The sequence below is a fragment of the Streptomyces sp. NBC_00996 genome (assembly GCF_045162675.1).
Lineage (GTDB): Bacteria > Actinomycetota > Actinomycetes > Streptomycetales > Streptomycetaceae > Streptomyces.
Genome location: NZ_CP108723.1, coordinates 7,396,759 through 7,411,604, shown reverse-complemented (window position 1 = coordinate 7,411,604; position 14,846 = coordinate 7,396,759). Strand labels below are relative to the sequence as shown.

16 protein-coding genes and 1 pseudogene are annotated in these 14,846 nt (G+C 70.2%); 15 read left to right on the top strand and 2 right to left on the bottom strand.

Annotation, left to right across the window (positions count from 1 at the left end; all coding sequences use genetic code 11):
• Window positions 1–51 precede the first annotated feature (51 nt).
• The 3 genes from OG390_RS34865 to ligD are packed head-to-tail and all read left to right on the top strand — an operon-like array spanning window position 52 to window position 1,549.
• Complete coding sequence (locus OG390_RS34865) at window positions 52–543, top strand: SgcJ/EcaC family oxidoreductase (protein ID WP_406173387.1); 492 nt, start codon at window positions 52–54, stop codon at window positions 541–543.
• Between the two features lie 2 nt (window positions 544–545).
• Window positions 546–671, top strand: a complete 126-nt coding sequence (locus OG390_RS34860; RefSeq protein ID WP_406173385.1) for a hypothetical protein — start codon at window positions 546–548, stop codon at window positions 669–671.
• Window positions 668–1,549: a non-homologous end-joining DNA ligase gene (gene ligD, locus OG390_RS34855; RefSeq protein WP_406173383.1), complete on the top strand. Its 882-nt coding sequence runs from the start codon at window positions 668–670 to the stop codon at window positions 1,547–1,549. The genes OG390_RS34860 and ligD overlap by 4 nt, the downstream gene beginning before the upstream one ends.
• Window positions 1,550–1,706: 157 nt before the next feature.
• Here ligD and OG390_RS34850 read toward each other — a convergent pair whose 3' ends face one another.
• A complete protein-coding gene (locus OG390_RS34850; RefSeq protein ID WP_406173381.1) occupies window positions 1,707–2,510 on the bottom strand; it encodes an NERD domain-containing protein in 804 nt (267 codons plus the stop codon).
• Between the two features lie 105 nt (window positions 2,511–2,615).
• Here OG390_RS34850 and OG390_RS34845 point away from each other — a divergent pair, with 105 nt between their 5' ends.
• From OG390_RS34845 to OG390_RS34810, 8 genes and pseudogenes are all read left to right on the top strand, one after another.
• Complete coding sequence (locus OG390_RS34845; protein WP_406173379.1) at window positions 2,616–3,125, top strand: dual specificity protein phosphatase family protein; 510 nt, start codon at window positions 2,616–2,618, stop codon at window positions 3,123–3,125.
• Window positions 3,126–3,205: 80 nt separating this feature from the next.
• Window positions 3,206–3,352 (top strand): annotated as a pseudogene (locus OG390_RS34840) (class F sortase); the annotation flags it as partial.
• A gap of 39 nt (window positions 3,353–3,391) precedes the next feature.
• The gene (locus OG390_RS34835) at window positions 3,392–4,150 is read left to right on the top strand and encodes a hypothetical protein (RefSeq protein WP_406173377.1); all 759 of its coding nucleotides are present in this window, start codon (window positions 3,392–3,394) and stop codon (window positions 4,148–4,150) included.
• The gene (locus tag OG390_RS34830; RefSeq protein ID WP_406173376.1) at window positions 4,147–5,427 is read left to right on the top strand and encodes an ATP-binding protein; all 1,281 of its coding nucleotides are present in this window, start codon (window positions 4,147–4,149) and stop codon (window positions 5,425–5,427) included. Before OG390_RS34835 ends, OG390_RS34830 begins: the two co-directional genes overlap by 4 nt.
• A 165-nt stretch (window positions 5,428–5,592) precedes the next feature.
• A complete protein-coding gene (locus OG390_RS34825) occupies window positions 5,593–6,051 on the top strand; it encodes an SH3 domain-containing protein (protein ID WP_406173374.1) in 459 nt (152 codons plus the stop codon).
• 95 nt (window positions 6,052–6,146) lie between these two features.
• Window positions 6,147–7,514, top strand: a complete 1,368-nt coding sequence (locus tag OG390_RS34820) for an FtsW/RodA/SpoVE family cell cycle protein (protein ID WP_406173372.1) — start codon at window positions 6,147–6,149, stop codon at window positions 7,512–7,514.
• Window positions 7,515–7,533: 19 nt separating this feature from the next.
• Window positions 7,534–8,991 (top strand): penicillin-binding transpeptidase domain-containing protein, encoded by a 1,458-nt coding sequence (locus tag OG390_RS34815; RefSeq protein ID WP_406173370.1) that lies wholly within the window; start codon window positions 7,534–7,536, stop codon window positions 8,989–8,991.
• 215 nt (window positions 8,992–9,206) lie between these two features.
• Entirely contained in the window at window positions 9,207–9,671 is a 465-nt protein-coding gene (locus OG390_RS34810; RefSeq protein ID WP_406173368.1) for a DUF3291 domain-containing protein, read from the top strand.
• A gap of 391 nt (window positions 9,672–10,062) precedes the next feature.
• Here the strand turns inward: OG390_RS34810 and OG390_RS34805 are convergent, their stop codons facing one another.
• On the bottom strand, window positions 10,063–11,172 hold the full coding sequence (locus tag OG390_RS34805; protein ID WP_406173367.1) for a ferritin-like domain-containing protein: 1,110 nt from the start codon (window positions 11,170–11,172) through the stop codon (window positions 10,063–10,065).
• 138 nt (window positions 11,173–11,310) lie between these two features.
• On the opposite strand from OG390_RS34805, the gene OG390_RS34800 reads away from it, so the two are divergent.
• The 4 genes from OG390_RS34800 to OG390_RS34785 all read left to right on the top strand — a co-directional run bounded on the left by OG390_RS34800 (window position 11,311) and on the right by OG390_RS34785 (window position 14,770).
• Window positions 11,311–12,246: a diiron oxygenase gene (locus OG390_RS34800; protein WP_406173365.1), complete on the top strand. Its 936-nt coding sequence runs from the start codon at window positions 11,311–11,313 to the stop codon at window positions 12,244–12,246.
• Window positions 12,247–12,438: 192 nt separating this feature from the next.
• Complete coding sequence (locus OG390_RS34795; RefSeq protein WP_406173363.1) at window positions 12,439–13,164, top strand: TetR/AcrR family transcriptional regulator; 726 nt, start codon at window positions 12,439–12,441, stop codon at window positions 13,162–13,164.
• A gap of 34 nt (window positions 13,165–13,198) precedes the next feature.
• Window positions 13,199–13,516 (top strand): hypothetical protein, encoded by a 318-nt coding sequence (locus tag OG390_RS34790; RefSeq protein ID WP_406173361.1) that lies wholly within the window; start codon window positions 13,199–13,201, stop codon window positions 13,514–13,516.
• A gap of 102 nt (window positions 13,517–13,618) precedes the next feature.
• Window positions 13,619–14,770 carry a C40 family peptidase gene (locus OG390_RS34785; RefSeq protein ID WP_406173359.1) on the top strand — a complete coding sequence of 384 codons (1,152 nt, stop codon included), beginning with the start codon at window positions 13,619–13,621 and terminating at the stop codon, window positions 14,768–14,770.
• Window positions 14,771–14,846 lie beyond the last annotated feature (76 nt).

The window sequence follows — 14,846 nt, the reverse complement described above, 5'->3', positions numbered from 1 at the left end:
GACACGGCTGGTCTGCATGACCGAACGCCGGAACAACGAAAGGGAAAGACCATGACCAGCACCGACACCGCCCCCGTCCAGGCCGCACAGGACGTCGCCGAGCGGGCCGTACTCGCCGTTCTCGACGGCGTCTACACCGCCTGGGCGGCGAACGACCCGGACGCGTTCGTCGCGGACTACGCGGCCGACGCGACCGCGCTGCTGCCGGGCACCTGTCTGCGGGACAAGGAGGAGATCCGCACCGCCATGGCGGCCGCCTTCGCCGGGCCGCTCAGGGACTCCCGGGCCGTCCACGACGTGCAGAGCGTGCGGTTCCCCGGGCCGCGGACGGCCCTCGTGATCAGCAAGGGCGCCATCCTCCTGGCGGGCGAGACCGAGCCGCGGAACGAGAACCGGGCGCTGGACAGCTGGGTGCTCTCCGAGCAGGACGGGGCCTGGCGTGTCCGGGGCTTCCACAACTGCCCGGAGCACACGGCCCGAGCCGCACGACACGAGAGGGGACCAACACGACACGAGAGGGGACCAGGGGGACAGGAGACGTAGACATGGCCAGTACGCAGTCGGGCGCTGTGGCCAAGCCGTACAAGACATGGCTGGGCGCCCCGGCCGAGGACGACAACGTCCGGGACCAGTCTTTTTCGATCCGTTTTCATGGGATTCTCGATCCATGACGCCGATCACGGAGGTGGAGGGACACAGGCTCGCGCTCAGCAACCTGGAGAAGGTGCTGTACCCCGCGTCCGGCTTCACCAAGGGCGAGGTGTTGCATTACTACGCGACCGTCGCGGACGCGCTCCTCGCTCACCTCCACAACCGGCCGCTCTCCTTCCTCCGCTACCCCGACGGGCCGGACGGGCAGGTCTTCTTCGCCAAGAACGTGCCGCCCGGTACGCCCAAGTGGGTCAGGACCGCCCACGTCCCCCGCTCGGAGGGCCCTGCCCGTATGGTCCTGATCCAGGACCTGGCCTCGCTCATGTGGGCGGCGAACCTCGTCACCGAGTTCCACACGCCGCAATGGCAGGTGGACACCCCCGGCGAGGCCGACCGGCTCGTGTTCGACCTCGACCCGGGGGCGCCCGCGACGATCGTCGAGTGCTGCGAGGTCGCGCTGTGGCTGCGGGAGCGGCTGGCCACGGACGGAATCGCGGCGTACGCGAAGACCTCCGGGTCGAAGGGGCTGCATCTGCTGGCGGCGCTGGAACCGACGCCGTCCAAGGAGGTCACCGCGTACGCGAAGGAGCTCGCCGTCGAGGCCGAGCGTGTGCTGCAGGGGCGTGTCACCCACCGGATGACGAAGAACCTGCGGGGCGGCAAGGTGTTCGTCGACTGGAGCCAGAACGCTGCGCGGAAGACGACGGCGACCCCGTACACCCTCCGAGCCCGGGCCGAGCCCACCGTGTCGGCTCCGGTGACCTGGGAGGAGGTCACCCAGTGCACCACCGCGAACCGACTGGCCTTCCGCGCGCCGGACGTCCCCCCTCGCCTCCAGCGGTACGGCGATCTCCTCGCGCCGCTCCTGAATCCCCGTCACGCCGGGCCGCTGCCCTGAGCCGGCGTGGGCGCCTGCGTGGGTTTTCACCCCTTCCGCCCCTACCCGTCCCGTACCTGGGGCTGCCGCCCCCAGACCCCCGCTCAAAAGATCGCGCAGTTCCCCGCACCCTTGAAAGGGGTGTGGGGGCGCAGCCCCAGGTCGGCCGACAGCCGCATCACACCCGCGACCACGTATAGCGGTCGCGGGCCATCGCGTGGAGGGCCTCCACGTCCGCGGGTTTCAGGACGCCGCCCAGGCGGACCAGGGAGGCGAGGTCGGTGTCCTGGAGGATGCGGACCTCGCGTGGGGGTGCCATGACGTCCAGGTCGGCGGGGCCGGACACGGCGAGGACGGGGTGGACCTCGGCGGTGAGGGCGTAGGAGGCGCGGTCGGCGTCCGCACGGACTCGGCGCAGCAGCGGGTGCGACTCGTGGCGGCCCACGGTGACCATGGGATCGGCGATCAGCACGCGTTGCTTGCGGCCGTAGAGGGTGCGGAGGCAGAAGAGGCCGCCTGGACCGATGAGCAGGTGGTGGATGCGGTCGCCACCGGGAAGCGGGATCGAGTGGAGGGTGTGCCAGCCCGCGCCCTCCAGCTGGTCCAGGGCCTCGCCGACAGCCTGCTCGGCGGCCAGCGCACGGCGCCGTGGATCGGGACGCAGCCGGTGCGCCGGGCCGGGATCCCGGTCGAGTGCGATCACCAGCGCCTCGCCGGGCCGGTTCGGCGCGAGGTCGTCGTCCGGGTGGAGGGTCAGCCGGGCCAGCTCCGCCGGGGTCGGGACCGGCGGCGGCCCCACCGTCACCGGGCCGCTCAGGAAGGGGCCCAGCACATCGAGCACGTCCTCGCGCCGGTCCTCGCTGAGCAGGTTGACCCGGGCCGCCTCACGGTCGTACCAGGCGACGTTCCTCCCGTCCGCCAGACAGACGTACAGCCGCTCCTGACCGTGCCGCCAGGACGGTATGACGCGCAGTCCGCTCATGCACCATCACCCCATGACCATGGGAACAGGCGGGGTGCTCCAGGGGCAAGAACCCGGTTACCTTTGGGAGGAGTTGGGGGAGTTGGGATTCGGTGGGAGGTGCCGTTGCGGACTCGCAGAAGGCAACCCGATGTGCCCGCTCCGGACAGCCCCTGGAGCGAGATCGTGCCCGGCCTGTGGATGGGCGGACACGCGTTCTCGGGCCGTTCCGGTGAGCCGGAATTCGCTGTCGTACGAGATGAGTTCGACCTGGTCCTGACGCTGTTGCGACTGCCGGGGCACGGCCCGGATCCCGGCGTCGAGCACCATGTGTGGCCCATTCCGGACGGACCCCTCGACGGTACGCAAATCGCGGGTGTGATGCGACTCGCGCGGGCCGCGGACGACGCGCTGGAGGACGGGCGCCGGGTTCTGGTGCGCTGCTATCACGGGTACAACCGTTCGGGACTGGTCGTCGCGCACGCGCTCGTCCTCGCCGGGCACACTTCCGAGGACGCGATACGGCTCATACGTGCCCGGCGCTCGCCGTGGGCGCTGCACAACGATCTGTTCGTGGAGTACCTGCGGGCGGGGCTGGCCACGGCCCGCCTCCTCGAGGAACTCGCGGAGCCGTGACGCAACGGCGCATGAGCAGCACCAGCGCCATACAGCGTCACGAGCACCGCACGGCCGTCGTGGCGCCCTACAACCACCGGCAGGTGAACAAAAAGGACTTCCCTACGAATAAGGTGTACGGGGCGATCGGCCGTCCGGAGCTGCGCCTGATCACCTGTGGTGGGCGGCCCCTCGTGGACGGCCACCGCGCCGACAACATCATTCTCTACGCCGACCTCGCGCAGTAGCGCCCTGTGGGGCGAGGACGACCCGAACGCAGGAGTGCAGTGACCCCCAGCCGCCCCAGCCGCCTCGCGCGGGCAGCCGGAAGGCCCACGCGTGCGGTCCTCGGTGCCGCCGTCGCCGCCGTACTCGTGGCGACCCTGGCGGGCTGCGGCGACTCCGGCGACCTGCGGGCCGCGGGGGCCACTCTCACCGCCGTCGGCCCGACCAAGCTGTGGCCCGAGGTGCCGCCCGCCTCGACGCCCGCCCTCGACTACGGCGAGGCGGACACGGAGACGGTCAAGGGCATCACGGCACCGGGCGACGACATCCACCGGGTGGATCCGGTCGCCGTGGTGCGCGCCGAGGTCGCCGCGCACCCGGACGAGTACACCGGGCCGCATGCCGTGTACGCACAGACCGTCGACCAGCTGAAGGACTGCGGCAAGAAGGGCGCACAGGGCAGGAAGTGCCCCATCCTCCAGGCGTACTACCGCGATCTCACCGGCGACGGGAAGGACGACCTGGTACTCGGCATCCGCTTCCCCAAGGACCAGCTGGGGGTGCGTGTGTACACCTTCATGCACCACAGGCTGGTGCAGGTCATGGGCACCGCGGACAGCGTGGTCAGCGTGGAGCTGGCGGGCCGTGACGTGATCATCCGCTCGCCGTCGACACTGCCCGGATACGAGTTCCGTACGGTATGGGCCTGGGACCCGCACCAGAACGCGATGCTGGCGACGCGCGACGAGATCCTGCGGGTGGGAACCACCCCGCCGAAGACGCCGACCCCCACGCTCTCGCCCTCCGCGAGCGCCTCATGAGACAGACCCTTCAGCGCCTCCCCCAGTGGACCGCCACCCTGACCTGGAAGGCGGCCGCCTTCATCACCGTGATGTGCTGTGGCCTCGCCGCGCTCCTCGGCATCCTCGTGCACGTCTCGGTGACCGACCAGACCGTCGGCGAGGCCCGCGGCCGCGCGCTCGACCGGCTCACCGACGTGACCACGCGGTACGAGGCGGGAGACCGGCTGCCGCCGGACGCGGGCGTCGACCTTCCCGGGCTGCCGACCGCGCTGCGCGAGCTCGCGGGGGACGGGAAACGCGGCACGATGGTCGGCGACCAGGACGGGCACCCCACCATGTGGGCGGCCGGGCCCGCGGACGGCGCACGCGCGCTCGCTGTCCAGTACGACTACGCGCAGGGCGCCCACACCATCGACGCCCTGGCCCGGGCGATCGTGTGGTCCTCGGCGCTGGCGATCGGCGCGACGCTGCTGGTGGGCTCGTTCGCGGTGACCCGGGTGACCCGTCGGCTGCACGCGACGGCACAGGTGGCGCGGCGGATCAGCGGGGGCGACCTGGACGCGCGCGTCAACGACGCGCGTACGCAGGATCCGACGCGCCCCCCGGACGAGGTGGGCGCGGTCGCCGGGGCCCTCGACACGATGGCGTCCTCGCTGCAGAGCAAGCTGCTGAGCGAGCAGCGGTTCACCGCGGACGTGGCGCACGAGCTGCGCACCCCGCTGACCGGGCTGCACGCGGCGGCCGAACTGCTGCCTCCGGGGCGCCCGACCGAGCTGGTGCGCGACCGGGTGGCCGCGCTGCGCACCCTGACCGAGGACCTGCTGGAGATCTCCCGCCTCGACGCCCGGAGCGAGCGGCTGGAGCTGGACTCGGAACCGCTGGCTCCGCTGGCCGAGCGGGTAGTGCGGGCCTCGGGAACCGACACCGAGGTCCGGGTCGTACGGGATGTGCGCGTGGAGACCGACCGGCGCCGGCTGGAGCGGGTGCTGGGGAATCTGGTGGCGAACGCGCACAAGCACGGCGCCGGGCCGGTGGTGCTGACGGTCGACGGGCCGGTCGTCACCGTGCGGGACCACGGCCGCGGCTATCCGGACTACCTCGTGGCACACGGGCCGCAGCGCTTCCGTACGGAGGGCGGTTCGAAGGGGCACGGGCTCGGGCTGACGATCGCGCTCGGCCAGACGGAGGTACTCGGCGCGCGGCTGACGTTCGGCAACCCGCCCGAGGGAGGCGCGCTGGCGACCCTGACGCTCCCTCAGTCCGACCTCTCCGAACAACTTTCCGGAGCATCCTGAACGACCTGCCGGAGCAAGCCCACGTCCTTCGGGAGCGGCCCGAAGGGCCGTCCGGAGGACCCTGGGTGCCTCGGCATCCCCGATGGCGCAGTGTGACCTGCGCCTGCCCACACCCGCTCCTAATGTGGCGATTAGTCAGGTTCGCCCCCTCTTGGAGGAGCTTCCATGTTCCAGCGATCCACGTACGCACGTCTCGCCATAGCTCTCGCCGCGGGCAGCCTCGTCGCCCTTGCCGGCGCCACCCCCGCCGTCGCCGACGTGGGCCTGGACCCCGGGAGCGCCGACAGCCTCGAGTGGGACGACGGAGTGGTCAGTGGTGTCGACTTCTCCGGCGCCGACGTCGACGGACTCGACCCCTTCGCCGATGGGGTCGCCGGACTCGATATCGGCCCCACGACCAGGGGCAGGGTCGACATGAACGGCGGGCTGGCCCTGCAAAGCTCCCCGTTCGACGGCCAGCTGGTCCGTGTCGCACAGAACGGCGAGTTCGTCCGCATCGTCTGCAAGACCCGGGGCCTGCCGGTCAGCGGCGACACCCTCTGGTATCTGATCGACGGCAACGGCGTCTGGTCCTGGGGCCCCGCGCGCTTCATCCGCACCGCCGACTCTCCTCCCCGGTGCTGATCCGCCGACGCCGGCATCCCCGGCAGATACACTGGAACAGCCTGTTTGTCATCACATAACGGGACATCAGGCTCCTTGCTTGCTACGTTCCGGTCATGAATCAGCCCGGAACGACAGCGACAGCGGCCCCGCCCGCACCCGCTGTACGCCTGCCCAGGCGCCGCGGCATCGAGTTCACCCTCATCGTCGTCGCCGTCCTGCTCTGTGTGTACGGCTACTGCGCTGTCGGTTTCGCGAAGAACGGCACCGTCCCGCCCGGCGCCGCCGGTTACGGCGCCGGGCTCGGCGTGCTCGCGCTGCTCGCGCACCTGGCGGTGCGGTTGCGGGCGCCGTACGCCGATCCCCTGCTGCTCCCCATCGCCGTGCTCCTCAACGGCCTGGGCGTGGTACTGATCTACCGGCTCGATCTGGAGACCCCGGGCGACCGCGCGGCTCCCATCCAGCTCAGCTGGTCGACACTCGGTGTCGCGCTCTTCATCGCGGCCGTGTTCTTCCTGCGCGACCACCGCGTCCTTCGGCGCTACACGTACGTCTCCGTCGTCAGCGCGCTGGCGCTGCTGATCCTGCCGATCCTCTTCCCTGCCGTGAACGGCGCCCGCATCTGGATCCGGATCGCCGGATTCTCCATCCAGCCGGGCGAGTTCGCAAAGGTGCTCCTCGCGATCTTCTTCGCCGGATATCTGGCCGCCAACCGCAACGCGCTCGCGTACACCGGCCGCCAGATCTGGAAGTTCAAGCGACTCCAGCTGCCCACCGGCCGCGTACTCGGTCCGATCGTCGCGATCTGGCTGCTGAGCGTGCTGGTGCTGGTACTGGAGCGGGACCTGGGCACCTCGTTGCTGTTCTTCGGCCTGTTCGTGATCCTGCTGTACGTCGCCACCGGCCGCACCGGCTGGATCGCGGTCGGGCTGCTGCTGGCCTGCGTGGGCGCGGCGGCCGTCGGCTGGCTCGAACCGCACGTCCACAGCCGGGTGCAGGACTGGCTGCACCCCTTCGCCTCGATCGAAGCGGGCCAGGGGCCCAACCAACTCGCCCAGTCCCTCTTCGCGTTCGCCGCCGGCGGGATGCTCGGCACCGGTCTCGGGCTCGGCCACTCGATCCTCATCGGCTTCGCCGCCAAGTCGGACTTCATCCTGGCGACCGCGGGCGAGGAGCTGGGCCTGGTCGGCCTGTCGGGGATCTTCCTCCTCTACGCCCTCCTCGTGGAGCGCGGCCACCGGGCGGGTCTCGCCCTGCGCGACCCCTTCGGACGGCTCCTCGCGATCGGCCTCGCGTCGATCGTGGCGCTCCAGGTCTTCGTGATCGCGGGCGGGGTGACCGGTCTGATCCCGCTCACCGGGATGGCGATGCCGTTCCTCGCGCAGGGCGGCTCCTCGGTCGTCACCAACTGGATCATCGTGGCGCTGCTGATCCGGATCAGCGACTCGGCCCGCAGTCAGTACGACGGGACGGCGGCGCCGTGAGTGTTCGGGAGGTCTCACCATGACCAAGTACATCCGACGGGCCGCGGTCCTGTGCGCCCTGCTGTTGGTGGCCCTCCTGCTCAACGCCACCCGCATCCAGGTCTTCCAGGCGCGGTCGTACGACGACAACCCCGCCAACCGCCGTCGCACGATCGCCCGTTACGACCAGCCGCGCGGCGACATCGTCGTCGGCGGCAGCACGGTCACCGGCTCCAAGGACACGGGTGAGCAGCTCCGCCATGAACGGACGTACCGGAACGGTCCGTTGTACGCACCCGTGACCGGCTTCGCCTCGCAGCTGTACGGGACGACGTTCCTGGAGAACGCCGAGGACGGCATCCTCGCCGGCACCGACCCGATGCTCGCCCCGCTCCCTCTGTGGAACGACATCACCCGCGCCCACTACCCGGCCGGCAAGGTGGTCACGACACTCAACCCGGCCGCGCAGCAGGCGGCGTACAAGGGACTCGGCTCGCGGCGGGGCGCGGTCGCCGCGATCGAGCCGTCCACCGGCCGCATCCTGGCGCTGGTCTCCACACCGTCGTACGACCCCGGGGAGCTGTCCGGGACCGGCTCGGCGGTGACAGGGGCGTGGGCGCGGCTGAACGGGGACGCCGGCAAGCCGATGCTCAACCGGGCGATCCGGCAGACGTATCCGCCGGGCTCGACGTTCAAGGTGGTGACGGCCGCGGCCGCCCTGGACGCGGGTGTGGTGACCGATCTCGACGCGCCGACGGCATCGCCGGACCCGTACCGGCTGCCCGGCACGACGACGAGGCTCACGAACGAGATCCGGGGCTGCGAGGACGCGTCTTTGCGGGAAGCATTCGAGTGGTCCTGCAATACGGTCTTCGCGAAGCTCGGTGTGGACGTGGGCCTCGACGACATGACGCACACGGCGGCGAACTTCGGCTTCAACGACCGGATGCTGAAGGTCCCGTTCTCGGTCGTGCCCAGCAACTTCGACACGCAGCTCGACAACGCGCAGCTGGCCCTCTCCTCCATCGGGCAGTTCGACACCCGCGCCACTCCCCTGCAGATGGCGATGGTCTCGGCGGCCGTGGCGGACGGGGGATCCGTCAAGTCCCCCTACCTGGTGGAGAGGACCACCACGAAGGGCGGTGCCACGGTGTCCACGAACGGCCCGAGGCCCCTCCACCAGGCGATGAATCCGACGACCGCGCTGCTCATGCGCGAGCTGATGACCGACGTCGTGACGGAGGGCACCGGCACGAGCGCCGCCATCCCCGGCGCCACCGTCGGGGGCAAGACCGGCACCGCCCAGCACGGCGTCGGCAACTCCGGCCTGCCGTACGCCTGGTTCATCTCCTGGGCGCAGGCCGACGACGCCATGGAGCCCGCGGTGGCCGTCGCGGTCGTCGTCGAGGACGCGGCGGCCAATCGCGGGGACATCAGCGGGGGCGGGGACGCCGCGCCGATCGCGAAGGCGGTGATGAAGGCGGTGCTCGGGTTCTGAGGCCCGGGGGTGGGGCGCGTGGTGGCCCTGGGCGTGGGGCGGCTAATGGCCCTGGGGGTGGGGCGGCTGGTGGCCCTGGATGCTGGGGGCTGCTGGTGAAGTGGGGTGGCGCAACGACTGGTGACATGGGTGGTGGAGCGGGACCGGTGGCCCTCGGTGCCCGCTTCGTGAGACGGGGGGTGCTGTGCGGTGGACGCGTGACCTACCGTTCGGTCATGACGCAGCCGGTAGCCAGGTACGAACTCGCCCAGGTCAACATCGCCCGTCTCCAAGCCCCGTTGGACTCTCCCCAGCTGAAGGACTTCGTCGAAGCCCTCGACCCCGTGAACGCCGTCGCGGACGCGGCCGACGGATTCGTCTGGCGCCTCCAGAGCGACTCCGGCAACGCGACCGATGTCCCCGTCTTCGGGGACGACTGGCTGATCGTCAACATGTCCACCTGGCGTGACACGAACGCGCTGACGGCCTTCATGTACCAGGGGCAGCACCGGGAACTGCTGGCCCGCCGTCGCGAGTGGTTCGAACGCCTGGAGGAGGCGATGGCGGTCCTCTGGTGGGTTCCGTCGGGCCACCGCCCGACAGTGGCCGAGGCCGAGTCCCGCCTCCTCCACCTGCGCGAACACGGCCCCACCCAGCACGCATTCACCCTGCGGACGTCTTTCCCGGCCGGGGGTGCCTAGTGCCGCGTCAGCCAAGGTTCGCCCCGTCGCGACGCCCGGCACGCTCCCCCACTGCCTCAAGGGCGTGGGAGGTGCCCCCACTCGCCGCACCGGCCGAAAGCCCAAGTACATCCAGTACGAGGACTTCCGGCCGGCACTCCCCCAGCCTTCGGCCGGGGGGACCCCCGGAGCACGCACCGGACGCCGCTCCTCAACGGGCAAACCCTGGCTGACCCGGCACTAGAGGTTTCCTCGGCCCGGCCGCGCCTGCCGCCCCCGCCGCCCCTGCCCACCCCCGTACCGGCCTTTCGGATGCGGGCCGGTGGTGGCTTGTCGCGCGGTTCCCCGCGCCTCTTCAAGGGGCGCGGGGAACCGCGCAGTCTCTTGACGGGGGGCTCACGTGACTGAGCGGTCAGAGTTCGGTGCCGCCGGTTTCGATCGCGTCCTGTACCTCCGCGACCCGCTCCCGTTCCTCCGCCGCGAACCGTTCCGCGTCCAGCTGCTCCGCGATCTCCTCGTCCTGGGCCATGAGTTGGTCGAGGTTCGCGTTGCCCATCTCGAAGACGCCCATGTCGACGTAGGCCTGCTGGAGACGCTTGCCCCACAGGCCGATGTCCTTGACGCAGGGGACGATCCGGGAGAACAGCAACCGGCGGAACAGGGCGAGGAATTCGGACTGTTCGCTGTATTCCTCGGCCTCGGCCTTCGGAATGCCGAAGTTCTCCAGTACCTCGACACCGCGCAGGCGATCACGCATCAAGTAGCAGCCCTCGATGACGAATTCCTCGCGTTCGCGGAGTTCGGCGTCGGAGAGTTGTTTGTAGTAGTCGCGGAGCGCCATCCTGCCGAAGGCGACATGCCTCGCCTCGTCCTGCATCACGTACGCCAGGATCTGTTTCGGCAGAGGCTTGTCGGTCGTGTCCCTGATCATTCCGAAGGCCGCCAGGGCCAGGCCCTCGATCAGGACCTGCATGCCCAGGTACGGCATGTCCCAGCGAGAGTCACGGAGGGTGTCGCCGAGGAGGGACTGCAGGTTGTCGTTGATCGGGTAGAGCATCCCGATCTTCTCGTGCAGGAAGCGGCCGTAGATCTCGGCGTGCCGGGCCTCGTCCATGGTCTGGGTCGCCGAGTAGAACTTGGCGTCCAGGTCGGGGACCGATTCGACGATGCGCGCCGCACAGATCATCGCGCCCTGCTCGCCGTGCAGGAACTGGCTGAACTGCCAGGAGGCGTAGTGCTTGCGCAGTTCACCCTTGTCCCGGTCGGTCATCTTCGTCCAGTACGGGGTCCCGTACAGCGTCATCGCCTCGTCGGGGGTGCCGAGCGGGTCGTACGGGTCCACTTCGAGGTCCCAGTCGATCCGCCTCTGGCCGTCCCACTGCTTGTCCTTGCCCTTCTGGTACAGGGCGAGCAGCCGGTCACGACCGTCGTCGTACTCCCAGCTGAAACGTGCTGCCCCGGAGGCCGGTACCTGCCAGAGCGGGTCTCCCGAGTCCTTGGCGTACAGCTCATGCGTCGGCATACATCGCAGGCTCACACGGGGTAGACGCGTCGTCAACAAGTCGGACGCAGGGGATTGACGAGCTTGCTGACAAGCAGTCTCATAAGTCGTGACCGCCGGTAACCCCTGCAGATCCCGTACAACGAGGTGGGAACAGTCATGACGACGGTGACGGAAGACGGACTCGATGGTCTCCGCGACGCGCTCGGTCTGCTCAAGGACCGGGAGCAGGTGGCCGAGCGGTTGCTCGACTCTTCCGCCAAGCACTCCTTCGATCCGGACAAGGAGCTGGACTGGGACGCGCCCTTCGAGGAGGGCAAGTGGTTCTGGCCGCCGGAGCTGGTGTCGCTGTACGACACCCCGATGTGGCGGCGGATGAGCGAGGAGCAGCGGATCGCGCTGTCCCAGCACGAGGCCGCCGCGCTCGCGTCCCTGGGCATCTGGTTCGAGATCATCCTGATGCAGCTGCTGGTGCGGCACATCTACGACAAGCCGGCCACGAGCGCGCATGTGCGGTACGCGCTGACCGAGATCGAGGACGAGTGCCGGCACTCCAAGATGTTCGCCCGGCTGATCTCGCACGGCGGGACGCCGTACTACCCGGTGAGCCGGGCCCACCTGAACCTCGGGCGGCTCTTCAAGACCATCTCGACCACACCGGGGTCCTTCACGGCGACGCTGCTCGGCGAGGAGATCCTCGACTGGATGCAGCGGCTGACGTTCCCGGACGAGCGGGTCCAGACGCTCATCCGGGGGGTCACGCGCATCCATGTCGTAGAAGAGGCGCGGCATGTGCGGTACGCGCGGGAGGAGCTGCGTCGGCAGATGGTGACGGCGCCGCGCTGGTCCCAGGAGTTCACCCGGGTCACCTCCGGGGAGTTCGCGCGCGTCTTCTCGGTCGCGTTCATCAATCCCGAGGTCTACACGAATGTCGGGCTCGACAAGCGTGAGGCCATGACGCAGGTCAAGGCGAGTGGGCACCGGCGAGAGGTGATGCAGACCGGGGCGAAGCGGTTGACGGACTTCCTGGACGACATCGGGGTGCTGCGGGGGGCCGGGCGCCGCCTGTGGAAGTCGTCGGGATTGCTGGCGTGAGGTCTTCGCCCCCTCCGCCCCTGCCCGTCCCCTGACGGGGGCTCTGCCCCCCAGCCCCCCTGGCTGTTTTTGGGTGCGGGTGGGCCGGGGCTTGTCGCGCAGTCCCTCGCGGCCCTGACGGGGCGCTGTTGCCCCCGTCAGGGACAGAATCGGTAGGGGCGGCGGGGGCGAATCCATGGATACGCTGCCGACATGACCTCCGAGACTCCCACCCGCGCGTACCGACGGCTGAGTGTCGAGGAGCGGCGCAGTCAGCTGCTCGAGGCGGCGCTGTCCCTCTTCGCGCACCGCGCGCCCGAGGAGGTCTCGCTGGACGACGTGGCGGAGGCGGCCGGTGTGTCGCGGCCGCTGGTGTACCGGTACTTCCCGGGCGGCAAGCAGCAGCTGTACGAGGCCGCCCTGCGGTCCGCGGCCGAGGAACTGGAGCACTGTTTCTCGGAGCCCCCGCAGGGACCGCTCACCCAGCGGCTGTCCCGGGCGCTCGACCGCTATCTCGCGTTCGTGGACCAGCACGACGCCGGGTTCAGCGCCTTGCTGCAGGGCGGAAGCGTCGTCGAGACGTCCCGGACCACGGCCATAGTGGACGGGGTGCGGCGCGCCGCCGCCGAGCACATTCTCGATCATCTGGCGGTCGCCGAACCCGGGCCACGGTTGCGGATGACCGTACGGATGTGGATCACCGCCGTGGAGGCCGCCTCGCTGATCTGGCTCGACGAGGACAAGGAGCCGCCGCTCGACGAACTGCGGGACTGGCTCGTCGAACAGTTCGTGGTGGCGCTCGCGGCGACCGCGGGCCGGGATCCGCAGGCCGCGGGGGTGGTGAAGGCCGCGCTCGCGCTGGAGCCGGCGGACGGGGCCGTGGGAGCGATGGCCCGCCGGCTGCTCCCGGTGATCGAGGACGCGGCACACCTGCTGTGACCGCGGTGACCGTGGCGTTTGTGACACTGGTTGCGTGAAGAGCGAAGACACTCCCTTTGTGGGCGGCCCGCTGGACGGCCGCGTGTTGCCCGTCCTGCTCGGCCCCACCGGACATCCGCCGAAGACCTACCGCGTTCCGGTGCCGGACGCGAACGGCGGGCCGCCCACCGTGCTCGTCTACCGGCGCGTCCAGGCGAGCCGCAGCAAGCGGCTCGGGCTGCACCAAGGGTGGAAGTACGAGTACGACCCCGAGGGGAAGCGGGGGCGCGGCCTGAAGTGGCCCTGGTCGAAGACCGACGCCCAGGCCGATGGGCAGAGCGATGCCACGCCGGACCCCCACGCCGACGAGTGATCTTCTTGGGCTGAACCGACCAGCCCGCGCGCACTCGGAATGCGAGCACCCGATCCTGCCGGTGCGAGGTGGACGTACCACCCCCGCACCGGAGGTGACGATATGTCAGGAAGACTTCTGCGTCTGGTCTGTACGGCGGCGGTGACGGCCGGGGCGCTGCTCGCGCCCGCGCCCGCCATGGCCGCCCCGGCTCCCGGCCCGGCGACGGGCACAGCAGTCGATGAGCCCGGACAGCGGTCCGTCGCCGCATTGCTGACGGACCTTCAGCGGCTGTACCGGGATGCCGAGCGGGCCACCGAGACGTACAACGCGACCGCGGAGAAGCTGAAGAAGCAGCGCGCCGAGGCCGCCCGGCTCGACGCCGGCCTCGCCAAGGCCCGCCTCTCGCTGCACGACAGCCGTGGCGCCGCGGGGCGGCTCGCCCGGCAGCAGTACCAGAACAGCGGCGAGTTCTCCTCGTACGTACGACTGCTCCTCGCCCGCGATCCGCAGCACGCCCTCGACGAGGGGCACCTGATCGGGCAGTTGTCGCAGGAACGGGTCGAGACCGCGAAACGGGTGGCCGGGAGCGAGCGGAGGGCCGATGCGCTCGCGCGTGCGGCCCGGAAGACGCTCGACGGTCAACTCACCCTCGCCGTACAGAAGAAGAAGGAGCGCGACAACGTACAAAAGCGGCTCAAGGACGTCGAGCAAGTGCTCGCCTCACTGACCGTCGATCAGGTCGCCGACCTGGACAAATCCGAGAAGTCGGGGGCGGTCGGGGCGCAGAAGAAGTTCATGGCCTCGAGGGCGCTCAGCAGCGAGCGGCGCCCCTCGCAGGAGGGCGAGGAAGCACTGCGGTACGCCGTGCGCCAGATCGGAAAGCCGTACCAGTGGGGTGCGCAGGGCCCGAAGTCGTACGACTGCTCGGGGCTGACCTCACAGGCGTGGCAGCGCGCCGGGCAGCCCATCCCCCGCACCAGCCAGGAGCAGTGGGCCCAGCTCCCGAGAATCCCGCTGAGCAAACTGCGCCCCGGCGACCTGGTGATCTACTTCCCCGAGGCCACGCATGTGGCGATGTACCTCGGCGGCGGCATGGTCGTACAGGCACCGCGACCCGGAACGAAGATCAAGGTCTCACCGATCGCCGCCAATCCACTGCTGGGCGCGGTCCGCCCCGACCCCCTCGGGGAGCCCGTGCGGCGCTACACGCCGCCGAAGCTCCCCGAGGCGGCCACGAGCGGATCGAACGCGGGCTACAGAAGCGACCGGTAAGGGGCACGGGGGTCGTGACATCACTCCGCCCCGTGGGCGCGACCGTCTCGCTCTGTTCGGCGACACCCGGACCACT

Coding starts and splice junctions, on each gene's coding strand:
- OG390_RS34795 (WP_406173363.1), top strand. CDS start 12,439: ATGACCTCCGAGACTCCCACCCGCGCGTACCGACGGCTGAGTGTCGAG.
- OG390_RS34785 (WP_406173359.1), top strand. CDS start 13,619: ATGTCAGGAAGACTTCTGCGTCTGGTCTGTACGGCGGCGGTGACGGCC.
- OG390_RS34830 (WP_406173376.1), top strand. CDS start 4,147: ATGAGACAGACCCTTCAGCGCCTCCCCCAGTGGACCGCCACCCTGACC.
- OG390_RS34815 (WP_406173370.1), top strand. CDS start 7,534: ATGACCAAGTACATCCGACGGGCCGCGGTCCTGTGCGCCCTGCTGTTG.
- ligD (WP_406173383.1), top strand. CDS start 668: ATGACGCCGATCACGGAGGTGGAGGGACACAGGCTCGCGCTCAGCAAC.
- OG390_RS34850 (WP_406173381.1), bottom strand. CDS start 2,510: ATGAGCGGACTGCGCGTCATACCGTCCTGGCGGCACGGTCAGGAGCGG.
- OG390_RS34820 (WP_406173372.1), top strand. CDS start 6,147: ATGAATCAGCCCGGAACGACAGCGACAGCGGCCCCGCCCGCACCCGCT.
- OG390_RS34805 (WP_406173367.1), bottom strand. CDS start 11,172: ATGCCGACGCATGAGCTGTACGCCAAGGACTCGGGAGACCCGCTCTGG.
- OG390_RS34825 (WP_406173374.1), top strand. CDS start 5,593: ATGTTCCAGCGATCCACGTACGCACGTCTCGCCATAGCTCTCGCCGCG.
- OG390_RS34865 (WP_406173387.1), top strand. CDS start 52: ATGACCAGCACCGACACCGCCCCCGTCCAGGCCGCACAGGACGTCGCC.
- OG390_RS34810 (WP_406173368.1), top strand. CDS start 9,207: ATGACGCAGCCGGTAGCCAGGTACGAACTCGCCCAGGTCAACATCGCC.
- OG390_RS34860 (WP_406173385.1), top strand. CDS start 546: ATGGCCAGTACGCAGTCGGGCGCTGTGGCCAAGCCGTACAAGACATGG.
- OG390_RS34800 (WP_406173365.1), top strand. CDS start 11,311: ATGACGACGGTGACGGAAGACGGACTCGATGGTCTCCGCGACGCGCTC.